Genomic DNA, 17,023 nt, shown 5'->3' with positions numbered 1-17,023 from the left:
GGGTCTTCGGTGGCGGACCCGTCAACTCGCACCCGCCACGCGCGCTACGGTGGACCGGCCCGCCCGACTCCTCGGCCGGCGGGCCGGCGGGCTGCCGGTGGACCGGCCGCCCGCGCGGACAGGCACGAGGCGGCGCACACGGCACGAGGTGGGGGCACAGCAGCACCATGGCACAGGGCACGGTCCAGGTGACGCACACCGGCACATCGCGATGGCGCCGCCGCACGGGCGAATACGCTTCCCTCACCGCCGCCCTGGAGGCCGCAGCGGACGGTGACGTCCTCACCATCGCCCCCGGCACCTACCGGGAGAATCTCGTCGTCCACCGCGCGGTGACGCTGCGCGGGCCGGAGGGCTCGGCGGGGTCCGTGCGGATCGCCCCGGCCGACGGCGTCCCCCTGACCGTCCGCGCCTCCGCCGTCGTCCAGGACCTGCACGTGGAGGGCCAGGACTCGGCCGCCCCCGCCCTGCTGGTCGAGGAGGGCGCTCCCGAACTGTCCGACCTGCGCATCGTGACCAGGTCGGCCGCCGGCATGGAGGTGCGGGGCGCGGCCCGGCCGACCGTGCGCCGCTGCACGGTCGACAACCCGGCGGGCGTGGGCATCGCCGTGCTGGACGGCGCCGGCGGGGTGTTCGAGGAGTGCGAGATCGTCTCCGCCGGGCAGTCCGGCGTCTCGGTCCGCGACGGCGCGCACCCGCGGCTGGAACGCTGCCGGGTGCACCACGCCTCGGGCGCGGGGCTGAGCGTGACCGGCGAGGGCAGCGGGCTGGAGGCGGTGGGCTGCGAGATCTACGAGATCAAGGGCAGCGGGGTGCAGGTCACCTCGCGCGGCACCGCGCACCTCACCGACTGCACCGTCCACCGCACGTCCGCCGACGGGGTCACCCTGGACACCGACGCGGTCCTCACGCTGGCGGACTGCGACATCCACGACATCCCGGAGAACGCGGTCGACCTGCGGTCCCGTTCGGTCCTCACGCTGACCCGCTCGACGGTCCGCAGGTTCGGCCGCAACGGCCTGTCGGTCTGGGACCCGGGCACCCGGGTGGACGCCAACCAGTGCGAGATCCACGACAGCACGGGCGACTATCCGGCGGTGTGGGTCAGCGACGGGGCCACGGTGATACTCGACTCGTGCCGGGTCCACGACGTGCCCGACGCCCTCTTCGTCCTGGACCGCGGTTCGCGCGCGGACGTCGTGGACAGCGACCTGTCCCAGATCCGCAACACGGCGGTCTCGGTCAGCGACGGGGCCACCGCCCAGCTCGACGACTGCCGGATCCGGGAGGCGTCCACCGGGGCCTGGTTCCGTGACCACGGCAGCGGCGGCACGCTGAACAACTGCACCATCGACGCGGCGCAGACCGGGGTCATCGTGACCAAGGGCGCCGACCCGACCATCGAGCGGTGCACGGTCACCTCGCCGGCGGAGGCCGGCTTCTACGTCTCGGCGGAGGGCCGTGGCACGTTCGACGGCTGCCGGGTCACCGGCAGCGAGGGCTACGGCTTCCACGTGATGGACGGCTGCCGCTCCACCCTGACCCGCTGCCGGACGGAGCGCTGCGCCCGCGGCGGTTACGAGTTCCCCGACGCCGCCGGCGGGGACGGCCACGCGGCCGGCCCGGTGGCCCGGGACTGCACCAGCGACGAGAGCGGGCTGCGCGCCGCCGCTCCCCCGCCGGCGGTCCTCACCGCGACGCAGACGACACCCGGGCTGCTGAGCGCGATGCCGGAGCAGCGCAGCACCCCGGAGCCGGTCGACGCCCCCGCGCCGCCGGCCGGGCCGGTGCGCGACGCGGGCGAGGTGCTGGGCGAGCTGGACGCCCTGGTGGGGCTGGACAGCGTCAAACGCGAGGTGCGGGCGCTGACCGACATGATCGAGGTGGGCCGGCGCCGCCGGCTGGCCGGTCTGAAGGCCGCCTCGGTGCGCCGTCACCTGGTCTTCACCGGCTCCCCCGGCACGGGCAAGACGACCGTCGCCCGGCTGTACGGGGAGATCCTGGCCTCGCTCGGGGTGCTGGAGCACGGTCACCTCGTGGAGGTGTCCCGTGTCGACCTGGTCGGGGAGCACATCGGTTCCACCGCCATCCGGACCCAGGAGGCGTTCGACCGGGCGCGCGGCGGGGTGCTGTTCGTCGACGAGGCGTACGCCCTGTCCCCCGAGGACTCCGGCCGCGACTTCGGCCGGGAGGCCATCGACACGCTGGTCAAGCTGATGGAGGACCACCGCGACGCCGTGGTGGTGATCGTGGCCGGGTACACGCACGAGATGGAGCGCTTCCTCACCGTCAACCCCGGGGTGGCGTCCCGCTTCTCCCGGACCATCACCTTCAGCGACTACGCGCCGGAGGAGCTGCTGCGCATCGTCGGGCAGCAGAGCGACGAGCACGAGTACAGCCTGGCGGAGGGGACCGGGGACGCGCTGCTGAAGTACTTCACGGAGCTCCCCAAGGGGCCCGCCTTCGGCAACGGCCGTACGGCGCGTCAGACGTTCGAGTCGATGGTGGAGCGGCACGCGGGCCGGGTCGCCCAGCTCGCCGAGCCGAGCACGGACGACCTGACCATGCTCTATCCGGAGGACCTCCCGGAGCTGACCTGAGCGGCGCCGCCCGACTGCCGGGGCACGACGGGCCCGAGCCGGTCCAGGAGGGCGGCGCGTTCGACGGCGAAGACCGGGTCGGCCTGGTAGTCCGAGTGCCCCAGGACCGGTTCCGGCAGCGGGTGTTCGACGGTCCGTCCGTAGACCAGCGGGTCCTTCAGCGGACCGCGGTCCACCTCGGGGCCGCCGGGCCCCTCGTCGATCAGGACCGGGCCGCCGATCGGGTCCGTGGCACGCCAGAGGTTGCGCCAGCAGTGCACGGACCGCTGGAGGCCTTCGAGGGGCTCCCGGCCGAAGTAGGCGGGGAACCACCGGCCGTAGAGCCGTTCGATCGGTGATCCGTACGTGAGCAGGGCGACCCTGCGGCGCGCCGGGTCGGGGAGCTGCCAGACCGCCGCCGCGGCGAGCACGCTGCCCTGGGAGTGCCCGGAGATGACGAGGCGTCCCCGGGTGCTGCCGGTCCAGGCGGACATCCGGGAGGAGAGGTCGGGGACGGCCCGCTCGGCGTAGCAGGGCGGTGCGAAGGGGTGTGCGGCGCGCGGCCAGAACGTGCCCACGTCCCAGAGGATGCCGATGGTGCGGCGGGCGGAGACGTCGCGGTAGGCGCGCCGGCCCCAGGTGACGAACAGTATGACCCCGAACCCGGTCAGCCAGGAGCCGGTCGACTGGGCCGTCTCGGCGAGCGACTCGGCGACGGACCCGGTGCCGTCCGCCGCGAGCCCGGGGACCTCGCCGGTGAGCCAGGAACCGGCCACGGCCCCGACCCCGAGCAGCAGGGTGGCGGCGGAGAGCAGTCCGAGGATGCCGGGTGCGGAGTCGGTGAGGGCGGCGGTGGCACGGGTGCGGGCGATCCGCCGGGTGCGTCCGGGCTGGGGGTGCTCCTCGCCGTACTCCGCCTCGATCGCGGGTCCGGTGCGGCGGGCGACGCGCAGGGTGCGGACCGCCAGCCAGAGGACCGGCGGGACCAGGAGCAGCAGCAGGACGGGGATGACGGAGGCCTGCCAGCTGAGGAGGACCGGCGGTCCCGGTATGTCGGCGCCCGCCCCCATGCCGGGGGTTCCGGGACCGTCGAGCCAGTCGGCCACCCGCTGGGCGACGCCGCCGGTCATCACACCTCCGAGGGCGCACGCGAGCATGGCCACGGCGGGGCCGCCGAGGCCGTGCAGGGTGGTGCGCGGCTCGGGGGCGCGCCGGTACAGGCTCAGTGCCACCCCGGCCAGCGCGACGACGCACAGGCCCTGGCCGAGGGCCAGCGCACGGAACACGGCCTCGCCGGGCAGAGTGCCCGAGGACTCCCATCCGGGGCGCGACCAGCCGGCGTGGACCACCGTGCAGAGCAGCAGGACGAGTGCGGTGCCGGGCAGGAACGAGGTGACGGCGCGGTCGATCCGGTGGTCGAGGCGCCGCTCGCTGCGCCCCCGGTGGCAGACGACCGTGACGGCCACGACTCCGCACAGCAGGAGGCCGCCCTCGACCAGGTGTCCGAAAACCGCCGGTACAGGGCTGCCGGCGGACCGGTCGTACCGGGCGGTGGTGACGCCGATCGTGGCCGCGACCGTGAGGAATCCGGCCGCGGTGTGCGCGGCGCGGAGCCGGGCCACCAGCCGTCGCCCGTACCAGAATCCGGGCCGGCCGAGGGCCGGGCGTACCAGGGGGGCGCCGGTCCGGGCCCCGGGGTCCTCGTCGGGGCCGGTGTCCGCTCCGGCCGGTTCCTCCCAGGTCAGCGGGCGCTGCGACTCGTAGGCGCTCCAGGTGCGGTTGGACAGGTACCAGAGCAGCGCCACCAGGGCGGTGGGCACGAGCGCGGCGACGGCCAGGCGGCGTCCGGGCTGGGCGAACCACCCGTCCTGGCGTGCGGACAGGAAACCGAGCCAGGAGCGCTGCACGGAGCACTCGGCCGTCCCGGCGCACTGCCAGGCCACCAGGTCGAGGGCGACCTCGCAGGCCGCGGCGGTCAGCAGCACGGTGAGGCTGAGGGCGACGAGCCGCACCAGCACCCCGTAGAGCCGGACGGTCCGGGCGCGTCCGCGGGCGGCGGGTCTCATCCAGTGGGCGAGGTTGACCACCATGAAGGGGAGCAGGAGCAGCCACAGGGCACGGGAGCCGTTGCCCGAGGTGAGGTTGGACCAGCAGTAGGCCTCGGCGACGGGGCCGTCACGGTGGCGTCCGGGGTCGTGTTCGGCTCCGACGTCCTCGGTGCGCCGGTACACGGCGGCCGTGGCGTCACCGGTGATCCTGGTCGTCCGCGGATCACCGAGCATCTCCTGCGGGGTGGTGCCGCCGACGCCGTGGACGAGCAGTTCCAGGGTGGCGCCGCTGCTCTGCGCGGCCTCGGCACGGGGTGCGGGGTGCACGGTCGGCGGCTCCCTCTCCGGTCCGTCCGGCGGTCGGCCGGTGGGCGTACGGCGTCTGGACTGATGTGGCGTCACCACCTTCTCCGACGGCAGGGGTCCGCCGCAGCGGCTCTCACCGAATCTCCCCAGTGGGACGACCTGCACTCCTGCGTGGGAGGATGGCGAGGTCCCGCAGGACCGCTGCCGGACCGTGCGGACAGAGGAAAGGGCCGGGCCCGGCGTTGAGCGACAATCAGAACCTGCTCGCGGAGCAGCGGCGCGCGCTCATCCTCGACGACGTGCGCAGGCGCGGCGGGGTCAGGGTCAACGAGCTGACCCGCAAGCTGAGCGTCTCCGACATGACCATCCGCCGTGACCTGGACGCGCTGGCGCGTCAGGGCGTCATCGAGAAGGTGCACGGCGGGGCCGTGCCGGTCGTCGAGGCGAGCACGCACGAGCCGGGGTTCGAGGCCAAGTCGACGCTGGAACTCAGCGCCAAGGAGGACATCGCGCGGGCCGCGGCCCCGATGGCGGCGCCCGGCAGTGCGATCGCGCTCTCCGGCGGCACGACGACGTTCGCGCTGGCCCGTCACCTGCTGGAGGTACCGGGGCTGACGGTGGTGACGAACTCGGTGCGGGTCGCCGACGTCTTCCACGACGCGCAGCGCCCGACGGCCGTCGGCGGGGCGCGGACCGGGGCGGCGACGGTGGTCCTGACCGGCGGGGTCCGTACGCCGTCGGACTCGCTCGTGGGACCCGTCGCGGACCGTGCGATCGGCTCGCTCCACTTCGACGTCCTGTTTCTCGGGGTGCACGGGATCTCGGTCGAGGCCGGGCTCTCCACGCCGAACCTCGCGGAGGCCGAGACGAACCGCCGCTTCGTGCGGGCGGCCAGGCGGGTCGTCGTGGTCGCCGATCACACCAAGTGGGGCACGGTGGGCCTGAGTTCGTTCGCGGCCCTTGACGAGGTCGACGCGTTCGTGACGGACGCGGGGGTGCCGGACGGCGCCCGGCAGGAGATAGCGGAGCATCTTCCCGGCCTGGTGGTGGCGGGCGGACCGGCGGACGAGTAGTCCGCGGCGCCTCGCGGGTGCGCTTAGGATCGGGCCGTGGCCCTCTTCCGTATCGAGCGTTTCACCCCCCTGCCCGCCGCCGAGGCGTGGCGGCGGGTGACCGACTGGGAGCGGCACGGCGGGACCGTGCCGCTCACCTCGGTCACCGTCCCTGCCGGGGGGCCCACCCGGGTCGGGACGGTCTTCGTGGCCCGTACCGGGGTGGGTCCGCTGGGTTTCGACGATCCGATGGAAGTGGTGCGCTGGACCCCGCCCGCGGCGGGCCGGGCCGGGGTGTGCCGGCTGGAGAAGCGCGGGTCCGTGGTGCGCGGCCGTGCCTCCATCGACGTCTGCCCGACCGGTTCGGGCTCCCATGTGATCTGGGTCGAGGAGCTGCGTGTGCGGCTGCTCCCCCGCTGGGCGGATCCGCTGCTGGCGACGACGGGCCGGCGGGTCTTCTCCCGGGAGCTGGGCGTCCTCCTGGAGGACTGAAGGCCGCGCCGCTCCCGGGGCCGGGTCAGGCGGGCCAGGTGCCGGTGGCCAGGAAGTGGTCGATCGCCTCGGTGTACGGCCGGATGTCAAGGCCCTGCCCGCGCAGCCAGTCGTCCGCGTAGTACTTGTCGAGGTAGCGGTCCCCGGGGTCGCAGAACAGCGTGACGACACTGCCCGTGCTCCCCCGCTCCACCATCTCGGCGACGAGCCGGAAGGCGCTCCACAGGCCGGTGCCGGTCGAGCCGCCCGCCTTGCGGCCGATGGCGCGTTCGAGCACCCGGACCGCCGCGACGCTGGCCGCGTCCGGCACCTTCATCATCCGGTCGATGGCCCCGGGCACGAAGCTGGGCTCCATCCGCGGCCGGCCGATGCCCTCGATGCGTGAGCCGCAGTCGGCGGTCGCCAGCGGGTCGTGGCGGGTCCATCCGTCGAAGAAGCAGGAGTTCTCCGGGTCGGGTACGCAGATCCGGGTGTCGTGCTGCATGTAGCGGACGTAGCGGCCGATGGTCGCGGAGGTTCCGCCGGTGCCGGCGGTGGCGACGATCCAGGCCGGCTCGGGATACCGCTCCAGGCGCAGTTGCTGGTAGATGGACTCGGCGATGTTGTTGTTGCCCCGCCAGTCGGTGGCGCGTTCGGCGTAGGTGAACTGGTCCATGTAGTGTCCACCGGTCTCGGCCGCGAGGGCCGCCGACTCCTCGTACAGCCGGCGGGAGTCGTCCACGAAGTGGCACCGGCCGCCGTGGAATTCGATCAGGCGGCACTTCTCGGGGCTGGTGGTCCGGGGCATCACGGCGACGAACGGCACGCCGATCAGCTTGGCGAAGTACGCCTCCGAGACGGCGGTCGAGCCGCTGGACGCCTCGATGACCGGTTTGCCGGGGCGGATCCAGCCGTTGCAGAGCCCGTAGAGGAACAGCGAGCGGGCCAGCCGGTGCTTGAGGCTGCCCGTCGGGTGCGTCGACTCGTCCTTGAGGTAGAGGTCGATGCCCCAGTGCTCCGGCAGCGGGAAGCGCAGGAGGTGGGTGTCGGCCGAACGGTTGGCGTCCGCCTGGACCTTGCGCACCGCCTCCTTGAGCCAGGTCCGGTAGTCCGGGTCACTCCGGTCGACGTCCACGGTGTCGATGACGCCACCGCCGGGGGTCTGCTCACCGGTGTCCATCAGCGGTCTCCTTCGGGTGACGACGGTCCTGCGTGACGTCCCCACGATATTCCCCCTACCTGCACAAACGTTTGCTTTGACGGTCCATAGCCTTTCCTTGGCCCAGGTGTTCGAGCTTCCGCGGGCCGGGGGCGGGCACGGATCCCGGTCGCTGCCGGAAGAGATGACGAGGCCTGGCGCACGGGCCGGGTCCGCGGGCAGACTTGCAGAAGCGGGTACGAGGGGGGCGAAGTGGCCGAGACAGAGTTCAGTGCTGCGGATTTCGGTGCGCCGGAGTTCGGCAGGCCGGAGTTCGGCGCGGTGGACTTCCGCGCGAGCGACGTCAGGATCCAGCGGTGGGCCCGGTCGCTGACCAGAGCGGGGCAAGTGATCGTCAAGGACGGCCGGATCGCCCTGCTGACGAGCAACGGGCGGGAGATCGCCAGTGCCCCGGTGACGACCGTGAGCGCCGGCAAGCCGTGGTTCCTGGCCGCCGACTCGGCGATCGCCCGCATCAACGGGGTGCGGTACCGGCTGACCATGGGCCAGCGCAATCGCCGCCCCGGCGGGGCCGCTCCGGTCCGCAGGTTCCTGGAGGCCCTGCGGAAGGCCGCGGGCAGGCGTATCTGACGCTGCGGTCCGGCGCGGGCACCGCGAGTTGCGGAGCCCAACCCCCTGGGTCACGCTGGTCTCACGTCACTGATGGTGTACCGGCGGTGACAACGAAAGCCGTCTTCCGCCGGTAGCCCCGCAGGACGGACCACGCATGACCAGACACAGCAGCCAGCCATCTGCTGGATCCGTTCCTCCGTCTTCTTCCGGACCTCTTTCGGGGAGTCGCAGCCGTGATCAGCGAGCCAAGCAGGCACTGCGCGGTGGAGCTCCAGGCCCTGCCGTCGCGGATCGGTCAGGTCCGCAGAATCATCTCGGCGCAACTGCGCTACTGGCATCTCGATCCTCTGATCGACTCTGCCGCGCTGGGTGTCACCGAGCTGCTGACCAACGTCCACCGGCACGCACAGCCGGACAAATCATGCACCGTCGAGGTCCAGCTGCTGCTCGACCGGCTGACGGTCTCCGTCCACGACCACGACCCCCGGCTGCCGACCGTGTGCGACGCCGACTCGTCCGCCACCTCCGGGCGCGGACTGGCGATGATCGCCGCGGTCAGCGAGAGCTGGGGCGTACGACCGAGCGAGGACGCGGGGAAGGTCATCTGGTTCACCCTGCCCGCCCCCTCGTTCACCGGCGCCGCGCCGCACTCCCTGCCGGTGTACGGGTCGACGACCGACGGCCCGTTCGGACCGGACGCCGCCGGGCTCCTGGAGCCCTCGACGGCGCGGGCCCGGGCCCGGTCGGCCGTCGTCGGCTGAGGCCCCCCGGGGCTGAGGGCCCCCGGAGGCTGAGGGCCCTGGATCTGAGGGCCCCGGGGCACCACCGCGGTGCGCACGGCGCCGGGGCGCGCCACCGGGTGCGCGCCGGCCCGCCCGGCCGCCGGTCAGGCCGGCGCGGACAGCGGGTCGTCGAGCACGGGCTGCCACGCCATCTCGGCGGCGCCCACCAGGCTGTTGTGGTCCAGCGTGCAGGAGAGGATCGGCACGCTGCCGCTGCGCCCCCACAGGCTGCGGTCGGCGACCACGGCGCGCAGTCGTTCGGGGTCGGCCTGCAGGAGGTCGCGGTGCAGCCCGCCCAGGACGATGCGGTCCGGGTTCAGGATGTTCACCAGTCCGGCGAGGCCGAGGCCGAGCCGGTCGATCAGCTCCTGCGCGGCGGCCCGCACGTCGGGGTCCCCGTACTCCGTGCGCAGCAGGTCGCCGGACTGCTTGAGCAGGGACTCCTCGGGGCCGGGCTCCCGGCGGGCCGCCGTGAGGAAGGCCAGGGGGTCGGTCTCGACGTCGAGACAGCCCCGGCCGCCGCAGTGGCAGGGGCGGCCCTCGGGGTTCACCGTGAGGTGCCCCACCTCCAGGGCGAGCCCCGAACTCCCGCTGTGCAGACGTCCGTCCAGGACGAGGGCGCCGCCCACCCCCCGGTGGCCGGTGGCCACGCAGAGCAGGTGCTGGGCGCCACGTCCCGCGCCGTGCCGGTGCTCGGCCAGGGCGGCGAGGTTGACGTCGTTCCCGGTGAACGCGGGGCCGGCGATGCCCGCCGCGCGGACGCGGGCGGAGAAGATCTCCCGGACCGGCGCTCCGGCCGGCCAGGCGATGTGCAGCGGGTTGAGCGCGGTCCCCTCGGGTTCGGCGACCGCGGAGGGGACGGCGAGGCCGGCGCCGACACAGCGCAGCCCGCTCTCCCGCAGGAGCCGGGCCCCGGCCTCCACGACCTCGCCGAGGACCTGGGCGGGGTCGGCCATGACGGCGACGCAGCCGGGCGCGGTGGCGACGATCCGGCCTCCGAGCCCCACCAGCGCGGCACGGAAGCCGTCGGAGTGCACCTGGGCCGCGAGGGCCACGGGCCCGTCGTCCCGGACGGACAGCCGGTGCGACGGGCGGCCCTGGGAACCGGCGGCGGAGCCAGGGCTGGAGTCGACCCTGATGAGCCCGAGCGCCTCCAGCTCGGCGGCCACCGCACCCGCCGTGGCACGGGTGACCCCCAGTTCGGAGGTCAGTACGGCACGGGTGGGGGCGCGCCCCGTGTGCACGAGTTCCAGAGCGGGCCCGAGGGCGCTGCGGCCCCTCTCCAGCTTGGTCCGCGTGGTGGTCGGCTTGCCGTTCATGGGGGCGAGTCTCCCATGGTCCGAGGGCTTCGCCGACGCTCCCGCGCCCCGCACCGTTCACCGGCCGGCCACCGGGGCAACGGCCTTGCGTGCGATGTCGGGGCCACCCTATGCTCACTTTGTGCCGCGCGTAAACAAACTGCGGACGGCCCCGCCGGGGGAACGCGGCGCGGACACCTCCGCGCCTCCGCCGGCCCGCCTCCGCGCCGCCCTGACCGTGTTCTTCGCCCTCGACGGCTTCCTCTTCGCCGGCTGGGTGGTCCGCATCCCGGCCGTCAAGCACCAGACGGGAGCCACCGCGTCCACGCTCGGACTCGCCCTGCTCGGCGTCTCCGCGGGCGCGGTGGTCACCATGATGCTCACCGGGCGGCTCTGCCGGCGCCACGGGAGCCATGCGGTCACCGTGGTCTGCGGCGTCCTGCTGTCCCTGAGCATCGCCCTCCCCGCGCAGACGCATTCGGCCCTCTCGCTCGGTCTCGTGCTGCTCCTCTTCGGCGCCGCGTACGGCGGGATGAACGTCGCGATGAACAGCGCGGCCGTCGATCTGGTGACCGCGCTGCGGCGCCCGGTGATGCCGAGCTTCCACGCCGCGTTCAGCTTCGGCGGCATGGCGGGCGCGGGGCTCGGCGGCCTGGTCGCGGGCAGCCTGTCGCCCGCGATCCATCTCGCCGCCCTGACGGCCGTCGGGCTGCTCGTCACGGCGGTGACCGCCCCGGCGCTGCTGCGCGGCGGGGCCGCAGCGGCCCCCGCGGAGCGGCGGGCGGCGGACGCCCCCGGCCCGCCCGCGGTGACGGGCACCGGGGCGCGCCGGATCGTGGTGCTGTTCGGCGTGATCGCCCTCTGCACGGCGTACGGCGAAGGGGCGCTGGCCGAGTGGGGAGCGCTGCACCTGAGCCAGGACCTGGGCGCCTCCCCCGGTCCCGCAGCCGCCGGGTACTCCCTGTTCGCGCTGACGATGGCGGTCGGCAGGCTCAGCGGCACCACGCTCCTCGAACGGTTCGGGCAGACCCGCACGCTGGTGGTGGGCGGGGCGACGGCCGCGGCGGGGATGCTGCTCGGCGCGCTGGCCCCGGCCCTCTGGCTCGCGCTGCTGGGCTTCGCGGTGGCCGGTCTGGGGCTGGCGAACATATTCCCCGTCGCGGTCGGCAGGGCGGGCGCGCTGGCGGGGCCCGGCGGGGTGGCCGCGGCCTCGACCCTCGGCTACGGCGGGATGCTGCTGGGCCCGCCGGTGATCGGTTTCCTCGCCGACTGGATCTCCCTCCCGGTGGCGCTCACGACCGTGACCCTGCTCGCCGCCACGGCGTCGGTCCTCGGCTTCGCGGCCCGCCGGACGACGAACAACTGAGCGATTGAGTAGGCGTACTCAGGCGCGGTCCGGCGGTCCGGAGCACGATGGAGACCTCAGCCATCGACAGGGAGCGGACATGAATCACCGGCTTGCGGACGTGCGGCACCTGCGTGCACTGGCACGACTGACCTTCGGCAACACGGCTTCGCGGATCTACCTCGGCCTCGTGCTGGCGGTCGCGGTGTTCGTGACGGTCGACACCGTGTTCGTGACCCACGACGACGCCTCGTTCGCCGGGGTCTGGCTGTTCTTCCTGGCGGCGCCGACCGTGTTCGCCTTCCTCCTCGGCAGCTCGATGGCGGGGGCGGACGCCGGGGGTCCCGCCTGGTTCGTCTACCTGGCGCTCGTCGTGTCGGTCCTCGTCCAGGCCTGCGCGCTCGGCTGGTTCTCCCGGCTGCTGCAGCGCCCCGGCCGGAGCCACTCGGCGCATCCGCAGAGCGCCTGACGGGCGGCCGCGCTCCGGCCCCGTACCGCCTGCGGAGGGCGGTACGGGGCCGTCGTCCGTGCTCGCCACCGGGACGTGGCGGCGCTCGCGCGCCTGGTCGTGGCCGTGCCCGTGGCCGGCGGGGTCCGTCCGGGGGCCCGGAGCGGTGCGGCCCGGCGGTCCGGCCCGGCGATGCGCCCCGGCGGTGCGGCCCGTGGGGGTCCCCCGGTGAACCTGACCGGGTCGGCCCCGAGGCCCTCACGGGTCGCACCGGCCCGGGTGTCGGCCTCGCCGCTGTGCACCGGCCCCGGCGCGAGGAACGGGAGGCGTCCTTGCCGGTCGCCCGGCCCGCTGCGACACTCCGGTCATGCCACGACGCAGCCAGGTGGAGCGGGACGCGATGACCGTCGAGATCGGCTACGCCTTCGTCAGCGGCGCCCTGGTCGCCGCGGCGACGTTCACCGGGGTCTCCCTCCCCGCTCTGCTCCTCGCTCTGCCGGCCGGGGTCGAGCGCGGCCTGTTCCTGGCCGGGGCCGTGCTCGGGGCGTCGGCGTTCACGGTCCGGGTCGTCCACGTGCTGTGGCGCTTTCCCCGGTCGGCCGGCGAACAGCCCCTGCCCGGCAGGCGGTCCGGGCGACCGGAGCGCACGCGCCAGGACTCGTAGGGCGGGTCGTCACGCGCCACGTCGTCCGCGCGCACGGGCGGGAACCACGGGCGGATCCTCCCGCGGTACCGGCGGCGGCCTGCGTTGTCACAGCCACCTGGCAGCATGGCCGGCATGACCGAGGCACATGGCTTTACCGGGACCGCAGTTGACGCTGTGCTGACCACACCGCAGGAGTGGCGTGGCTTTCTGGAGCGGTACGGCGAGCGGTACGTGAAGAACTGCGCCGACACCGACGAGTTGGCCGATCTGCTGGACGAGGACCAGTGGGACGCGCTGGACCGGGAGGAGCGGGTCGAGCTGTGGCTGGGTGAACCGCCGGCTCAGGAGGACGCCCTGGTGGCCTCCGAGGAGCGGCTCGGGGTGCGTTTCCCGCCGAGCCTGAGGGGGTTCTTCCTGGCGAGCGACGGATGGAAGCACCTGGACACCTGGGTGGACGGGGTGCATCCGTGCGGCCGCGTCTCGTGGATGCGGGACGGCGACGCCGGCAGGCGGGTGACCGAGATCTACGACTCCATACCCGGCAACGAGGACGAGGTGCGGCTGTTCCGTCGTTCCGTCGAGATCGCCCGTGGCGAGGACTTCTGGTTGCTCGATCCGGCCGACGTCGGACCGGACGGGGAGTGGGCCGCCTACGAGTTCGCGCCGAAGTACGGCGGTCCGACGAGGTTCCCCAGCTTCTCGGCGCTGTTCCGGTCCGAGTACAAGAGCATGGACCGGTAGGAGGACGCGGACCGGGCCCGCCGTTCCGCTCGCTCAGGGAGTGAGGTGGCCGCCCCGTCCGAAAGGGGCGAGGCCGGCCCGCCGGACGGCTCCGCCGCCGCGGCCTCCCCTGATCCGGATGAGGGTCGGGGCGAGGACGAACCAGGCGGTGAAGCCCCCGCGACGACCAGGGGCGGGCGGGGCCGGAGAGGGCGGCCATGACGGCCGGGGCGATGACCGCGGCGACCGGTCCGGCAGGACCGCCACCGAGGTCCGTGCCGGACGTGCGGCCACCGGTGATCGGCGCCTCCCGTCGACGATCATGTCGTGCTGTCCGTGTCGGAGCGGGCCACCGGGCGCCGCCGGTGGTGCCGCTGCGGGGCCGCAGGAGCGGCCGGACACGGCCCGTCCCGGTGAAGCCCCACCACCCACGGCGCGCAGCGCCCGGGCTCCGCCCGCGGGAGCTCCCGTAGGGCCGGGACATGCGGTGGCGGGAAGCTCACGAGGACGGCGGGGTACGCGCCTTCACCGCCGTGGAGGCCGCGGACGGCGGGCCGGAGGTGCGGATCCTGCGGGCCCGTCCGAAGCGCCCGGGCCGGGAGGACCGGCCGGGGCGTCCGGGGCGAGGTCGGCCGGCGCCGGACTCCCGGCCGACCGCCCAGGCCGCCGCGTCCTCCGGATCAGGACCGGGAGCCGGCCCCGTCCGCCCCCTGACGGTCCATCGCGTGCAGGGCGCGCTGGGCCAGCGGATGCGAGCGGACCAGCTCGGCCAGCGACGTGGTCCCCCGGGTGACGCCCGCGAAGGCGTTCCAGGCGGGCCGGAAGCCCGTCAGGACCGCGTGCAGGACGCCGGGGCGCCGTTCGAAGAGCCGGAGCATGCGGCGCCCGACGCTCATCTCGACACCCAGCCCGGCCTTGATCGCGAACGCGTAGTTGAGGGCCTGGCGCCGTGCGTCGACCGCGTCGTGCGACTCGGCGATCCGGACCGCCCACTCGCCGGCGAGCCGTCCGGACCGCAGGGCGAAGGAGATCCCTTCCCTGGTCCAGGGCTCCAGCAGCCCGGCGGCGTCGCCGCAGACCACCACCCGCCCCCGGGAGAGCGGCGAGTCCTCGCTGCGGCAGCGGGTGAGATGGCCGGAGGAGACCGTCGGCTCGAACCCGGCGAGGCCCAGCCGGCCGACGAAGTCCTCCAGATAGCGCTTGGTGCCCGCGCCGTCACCACGCGCCGAGATCACTCCGACGGTCAGGGTGTCGCCCTTGGGGAAGACCCAGCCGTAACTCCCGGGCATCGGGCCCCAGTCGATGAGCACCCGGCCCGCCCAGTCCTCCGCGACGGTCTCCGGGACGGGGATCTCGGCCTCCAGGCCGAGGTCCACCTGGTCGAGCTTCACCCCGACATGGGCCCCTATCCGCCCCGCGCTCCCGTCCGCGCCGACGACGGCGCGTGCGAGCACCGTCTCACCGCCGGCGAGCACCACCGCGACCGTACGCCGGTCGGGCACCGCGGTCCCGTGCTGCTCGACCCGTGCCACCGCGGCACCCGTGCGCAGTTCGGCGCCCGCCTTCTGGGCCTCCTCGACCAGACCGGCGTCGAACTCCGGCCGGTTGATGAGCCCGAAGAGCATCCGCTTGGACTTGCGGGTGCGGGCCAGCTTCCCGTTGAGCGAGAAGGTGACCGCGTGGATCCGGTCCTTCAGGGGCAGTTCGAACCCGGGGGGCAGGGAATCCCGCGAGAACCCGATGATTCCGCCGCCGCATGTCTTGTAGCGGGGGATCTCCGCCTTCTCCAGCAACAGCACCCGGCGGCCTGCGACGGCCGCCGCGTACGCCGCGGAGGCTCCGGCCGGGCCCGCGCCGACCACGACGACGTCCCATACCGAGGACTCCTGCGGTACCGACGACGACTCATCCGGCTCACGTCCGGCGTCTGCGTTCTCGCTGCTCACGATGTGCTTCTGCTCCCGATCCGACCAGTGGCCCCGACTGCTCACGGCATCCTACGGCGCGTCGCGGCCGAACTCCTCTGTGGGAGGATCTGCGGTGAATCCGCCGGGACGTGACGCCACCACCACGGCGCCGCACCCGGCGGCGTGCACCCGCGCGCCACAGTCCTGACGTCGCACCCACGAGGAGCGTGCCCATGACCGCCCGTCCGATTTCCGAGACCGTTGCCTCGCTGATGCCCCGCGCCAAGGCGGAGCTGGCCGAGCTGGTGGCCTTCCGGTCGGTGGCGGACCCAGCGCAGTTCCCCCGGAGCGAGTGCGAGGCGGCGGCCGGCTGGGTCGCAGACGCGCTGCGCGCCGAGGACTTCCAGGACGTCGCCCTGCTCGACACCCCCGACGGGACCCAGTCGGTGTACGGCTGCCTGCCCGGCCCCGCCGGCGCCCCGACGGTGCTGCTCTACGCGCACTACGACGTGCAGCCGCCGCTGGACGAGTCCGCCTGGCTCTCCCCGCCGTTCGAACTGACCGAGCGCGACGGCCGCTGGTTCGGCCGGGGTGCGGCCGACTGCAAGGGCGGCTTCATCATGCATCTGCTCGCGCTGCGCGCCCTCAAGGCGAACGGCGGCGTCCCGGTCACCGTCAAGGTGATCGCGGAGGGTTCCGAGGAGCAGGGCACGAGCGGTCTCGAGGAGTACGCCGAGGCGCATCCGGACCTGCTGACCGCCGACACGATCGTCATCGGCGACACCGGCAACTTCCGTGTGGGGCTGCCCACCGTCACCGCCACGCTGCGGGGCATGACCATGCTGCGGGTGCAGCTGGACACCCTGGCGGGCAACCTGCACTCGGGGCAGTTCGGCGGCGCGGCCCCGGACGCGCTGGCCGCGATGATCCAGCTGCTGGCCACCCTGCGCGCCGAGGACGGCACGACCACGGTCGACGGGCTCACCGGCGACGCGCGGTGGGACGGGCTGCAGTACCCGGAGGAGGACTTCCGCGCGGACGCCAAGGTGCTCGACGGTGTCGGGCTGATCGGTTCGGGGACGGTCGCCGACCGCATCTGGGCCCGGCCCGCGGTCACCGTCGTCGGCATCGACTGCCCGCCGGTGGTCGGAGCCACCCCGTCGCTGCAGGCGAGCGCGCGGGCCCAGGTCAGCCTGCGGGTGCCGCCCGGCCAGGACGCCGCCGAGGCCACCCGGCTGCTGACCGCCCACCTGGAGTCGCACGCCCCCTGGGGAGCGCGGGTCTCCGTCGAACAGGTCGGCCAGGGGCAGCCGTTCCGGGCCGACGTCACCAGCCCCGCCTACACGTCGATGGCCGAGGCGATGCGCCTCGCCTACCCGGGCGAGGAGATGCAGACCTCCGGGATGGGCGGTTCCATCCCGCTGTGCAACACCCTGGCCGGCCTGTACCCGGAGGCGGAGATCCTGCTCATCGGGCTGAGCGAGCCCGAGGCGCAGATCCACGCCGTGAACGAGAGCGTCTCCCCCGAGGAGCTCGAACGGCTCTCGGTCGCCGAGGCGCTGTTCCTGCGCACCTACGCGGAGTCCAAGAAGGGCTGAGGCGGACCGAGGGCGCGCCGGGCGGCCGGCGGCCCGGCGCGGTTCGCCGGGC

14 protein-coding genes are annotated in these 17,023 nt (G+C 74.1%); 10 read left to right on the top strand and 4 right to left on the bottom strand.

The window, feature by feature from the left end:
- Nucleotides 1-167 precede the first annotated feature (167 nt).
- Nucleotides 168-2,600: a right-handed parallel beta-helix repeat-containing protein gene (locus ABZ172_RS25480; RefSeq protein ID WP_356886817.1), complete on the top strand. Its 2,433-nt coding sequence runs from the start codon at nucleotides 168-170 to the stop codon at nucleotides 2,598-2,600.
- Here ABZ172_RS25480 and ABZ172_RS25475 read toward each other — a convergent pair.
- Nucleotides 2,570-4,861 carry a hypothetical protein gene (locus ABZ172_RS25475; protein WP_356886878.1) on the bottom strand — a complete coding sequence of 764 codons (2,292 nt, stop codon included), beginning with the start codon at nucleotides 4,859-4,861 and terminating at the stop codon, nucleotides 2,570-2,572. The genes ABZ172_RS25480 and ABZ172_RS25475 overlap by 31 nt on opposite strands.
- Before the next feature lie 314 nt (nucleotides 4,862-5,175).
- On the opposite strand from ABZ172_RS25475, the gene ABZ172_RS25470 reads away from it, so the two are divergent.
- Nucleotides 5,176-6,006, top strand: a complete 831-nt coding sequence (locus ABZ172_RS25470; RefSeq protein WP_356886815.1) for a DeoR/GlpR family DNA-binding transcription regulator — start codon at nucleotides 5,176-5,178, stop codon at nucleotides 6,004-6,006.
- A gap of 36 nt (nucleotides 6,007-6,042) precedes the next feature.
- Entirely contained in the window at nucleotides 6,043-6,477 is a 435-nt protein-coding gene (locus tag ABZ172_RS25465) for an SRPBCC family protein (RefSeq protein ID WP_356886813.1), read from the top strand.
- Between the two features lie 25 nt (nucleotides 6,478-6,502).
- Here ABZ172_RS25465 and ABZ172_RS25460 read toward each other — a convergent pair whose 3' ends face one another.
- On the bottom strand, nucleotides 6,503-7,636 hold the full coding sequence (locus ABZ172_RS25460; protein WP_356886811.1) for a PLP-dependent cysteine synthase family protein: 1,134 nt from the start codon (nucleotides 7,634-7,636) through the stop codon (nucleotides 6,503-6,505).
- 300 nt (nucleotides 7,637-7,936) lie between these two features.
- On the opposite strand from ABZ172_RS25460, the gene ABZ172_RS25455 reads away from it, so the two are divergent.
- Both ABZ172_RS25455 and ABZ172_RS25450 read left to right on the top strand, forming a co-directional pair.
- Nucleotides 7,937-8,245 carry a hypothetical protein gene (locus ABZ172_RS25455; protein ID WP_356886876.1) on the top strand — a complete coding sequence of 103 codons (309 nt, stop codon included), beginning with the start codon at nucleotides 7,937-7,939 and terminating at the stop codon, nucleotides 8,243-8,245.
- Between the two features lie 215 nt (nucleotides 8,246-8,460).
- Nucleotides 8,461-8,988, top strand: a complete 528-nt coding sequence (locus ABZ172_RS25450) for an ATP-binding protein (RefSeq protein WP_356886809.1) — start codon at nucleotides 8,461-8,463, stop codon at nucleotides 8,986-8,988.
- A gap of 125 nt (nucleotides 8,989-9,113) precedes the next feature.
- On the opposite strand, the gene ABZ172_RS25445 is transcribed toward ABZ172_RS25450, so the two are convergent.
- Nucleotides 9,114-10,328 (bottom strand): ROK family protein, encoded by a 1,215-nt coding sequence (locus tag ABZ172_RS25445; RefSeq protein ID WP_356886807.1) that lies wholly within the window; start codon nucleotides 10,326-10,328, stop codon nucleotides 9,114-9,116.
- A gap of 121 nt (nucleotides 10,329-10,449) precedes the next feature.
- On the opposite strand from ABZ172_RS25445, the gene ABZ172_RS25440 reads away from it, so the two are divergent.
- The 4 genes from ABZ172_RS25440 (at nucleotide 10,450) to ABZ172_RS25425 (ending at nucleotide 13,487) form a co-directional block, all read left to right on the top strand.
- Entirely contained in the window at nucleotides 10,450-11,673 is a 1,224-nt protein-coding gene (locus tag ABZ172_RS25440) for an MFS transporter (RefSeq protein ID WP_356886805.1), read from the top strand.
- A gap of 79 nt (nucleotides 11,674-11,752) precedes the next feature.
- Nucleotides 11,753-12,121: a hypothetical protein gene (locus ABZ172_RS25435; RefSeq protein ID WP_356886803.1), complete on the top strand. Its 369-nt coding sequence runs from the start codon at nucleotides 11,753-11,755 to the stop codon at nucleotides 12,119-12,121.
- A gap of 346 nt (nucleotides 12,122-12,467) precedes the next feature.
- Nucleotides 12,468-12,764 (top strand): DUF6332 family protein, encoded by a 297-nt coding sequence (locus tag ABZ172_RS25430; RefSeq protein WP_356886801.1) that lies wholly within the window; start codon nucleotides 12,468-12,470, stop codon nucleotides 12,762-12,764.
- Between the two features lie 114 nt (nucleotides 12,765-12,878).
- The gene (locus ABZ172_RS25425) at nucleotides 12,879-13,487 is read left to right on the top strand and encodes an SMI1/KNR4 family protein (protein ID WP_356886799.1); all 609 of its coding nucleotides are present in this window, start codon (nucleotides 12,879-12,881) and stop codon (nucleotides 13,485-13,487) included.
- A gap of 659 nt (nucleotides 13,488-14,146) precedes the next feature.
- Here ABZ172_RS25425 and ABZ172_RS25420 read toward each other — a convergent pair.
- Nucleotides 14,147-15,412, bottom strand: coding sequence for a geranylgeranyl reductase family protein (locus tag ABZ172_RS25420; protein WP_356886797.1), 1,266 nt, complete (start codon nucleotides 15,410-15,412; stop codon nucleotides 14,147-14,149).
- Nucleotides 15,413-15,606: 194 nt separating this feature from the next.
- On the opposite strand from ABZ172_RS25420, the gene ABZ172_RS25415 reads away from it, so the two are divergent.
- On the top strand, nucleotides 15,607-16,971 hold the full coding sequence (locus tag ABZ172_RS25415; protein WP_356886795.1) for a dipeptidase: 1,365 nt from the start codon (nucleotides 15,607-15,609) through the stop codon (nucleotides 16,969-16,971).
- Nucleotides 16,972-17,023: the final 52 nt, after the last annotated feature.

The organism is Streptomyces sp. NPDC006296 (assembly GCF_040613235.1).
Taxonomy (GTDB): Bacteria; Actinomycetota; Actinomycetes; order Streptomycetales; family Streptomycetaceae; genus Streptomyces.
This window is presented reverse-complemented; position numbering and strand designations above follow the sequence as displayed.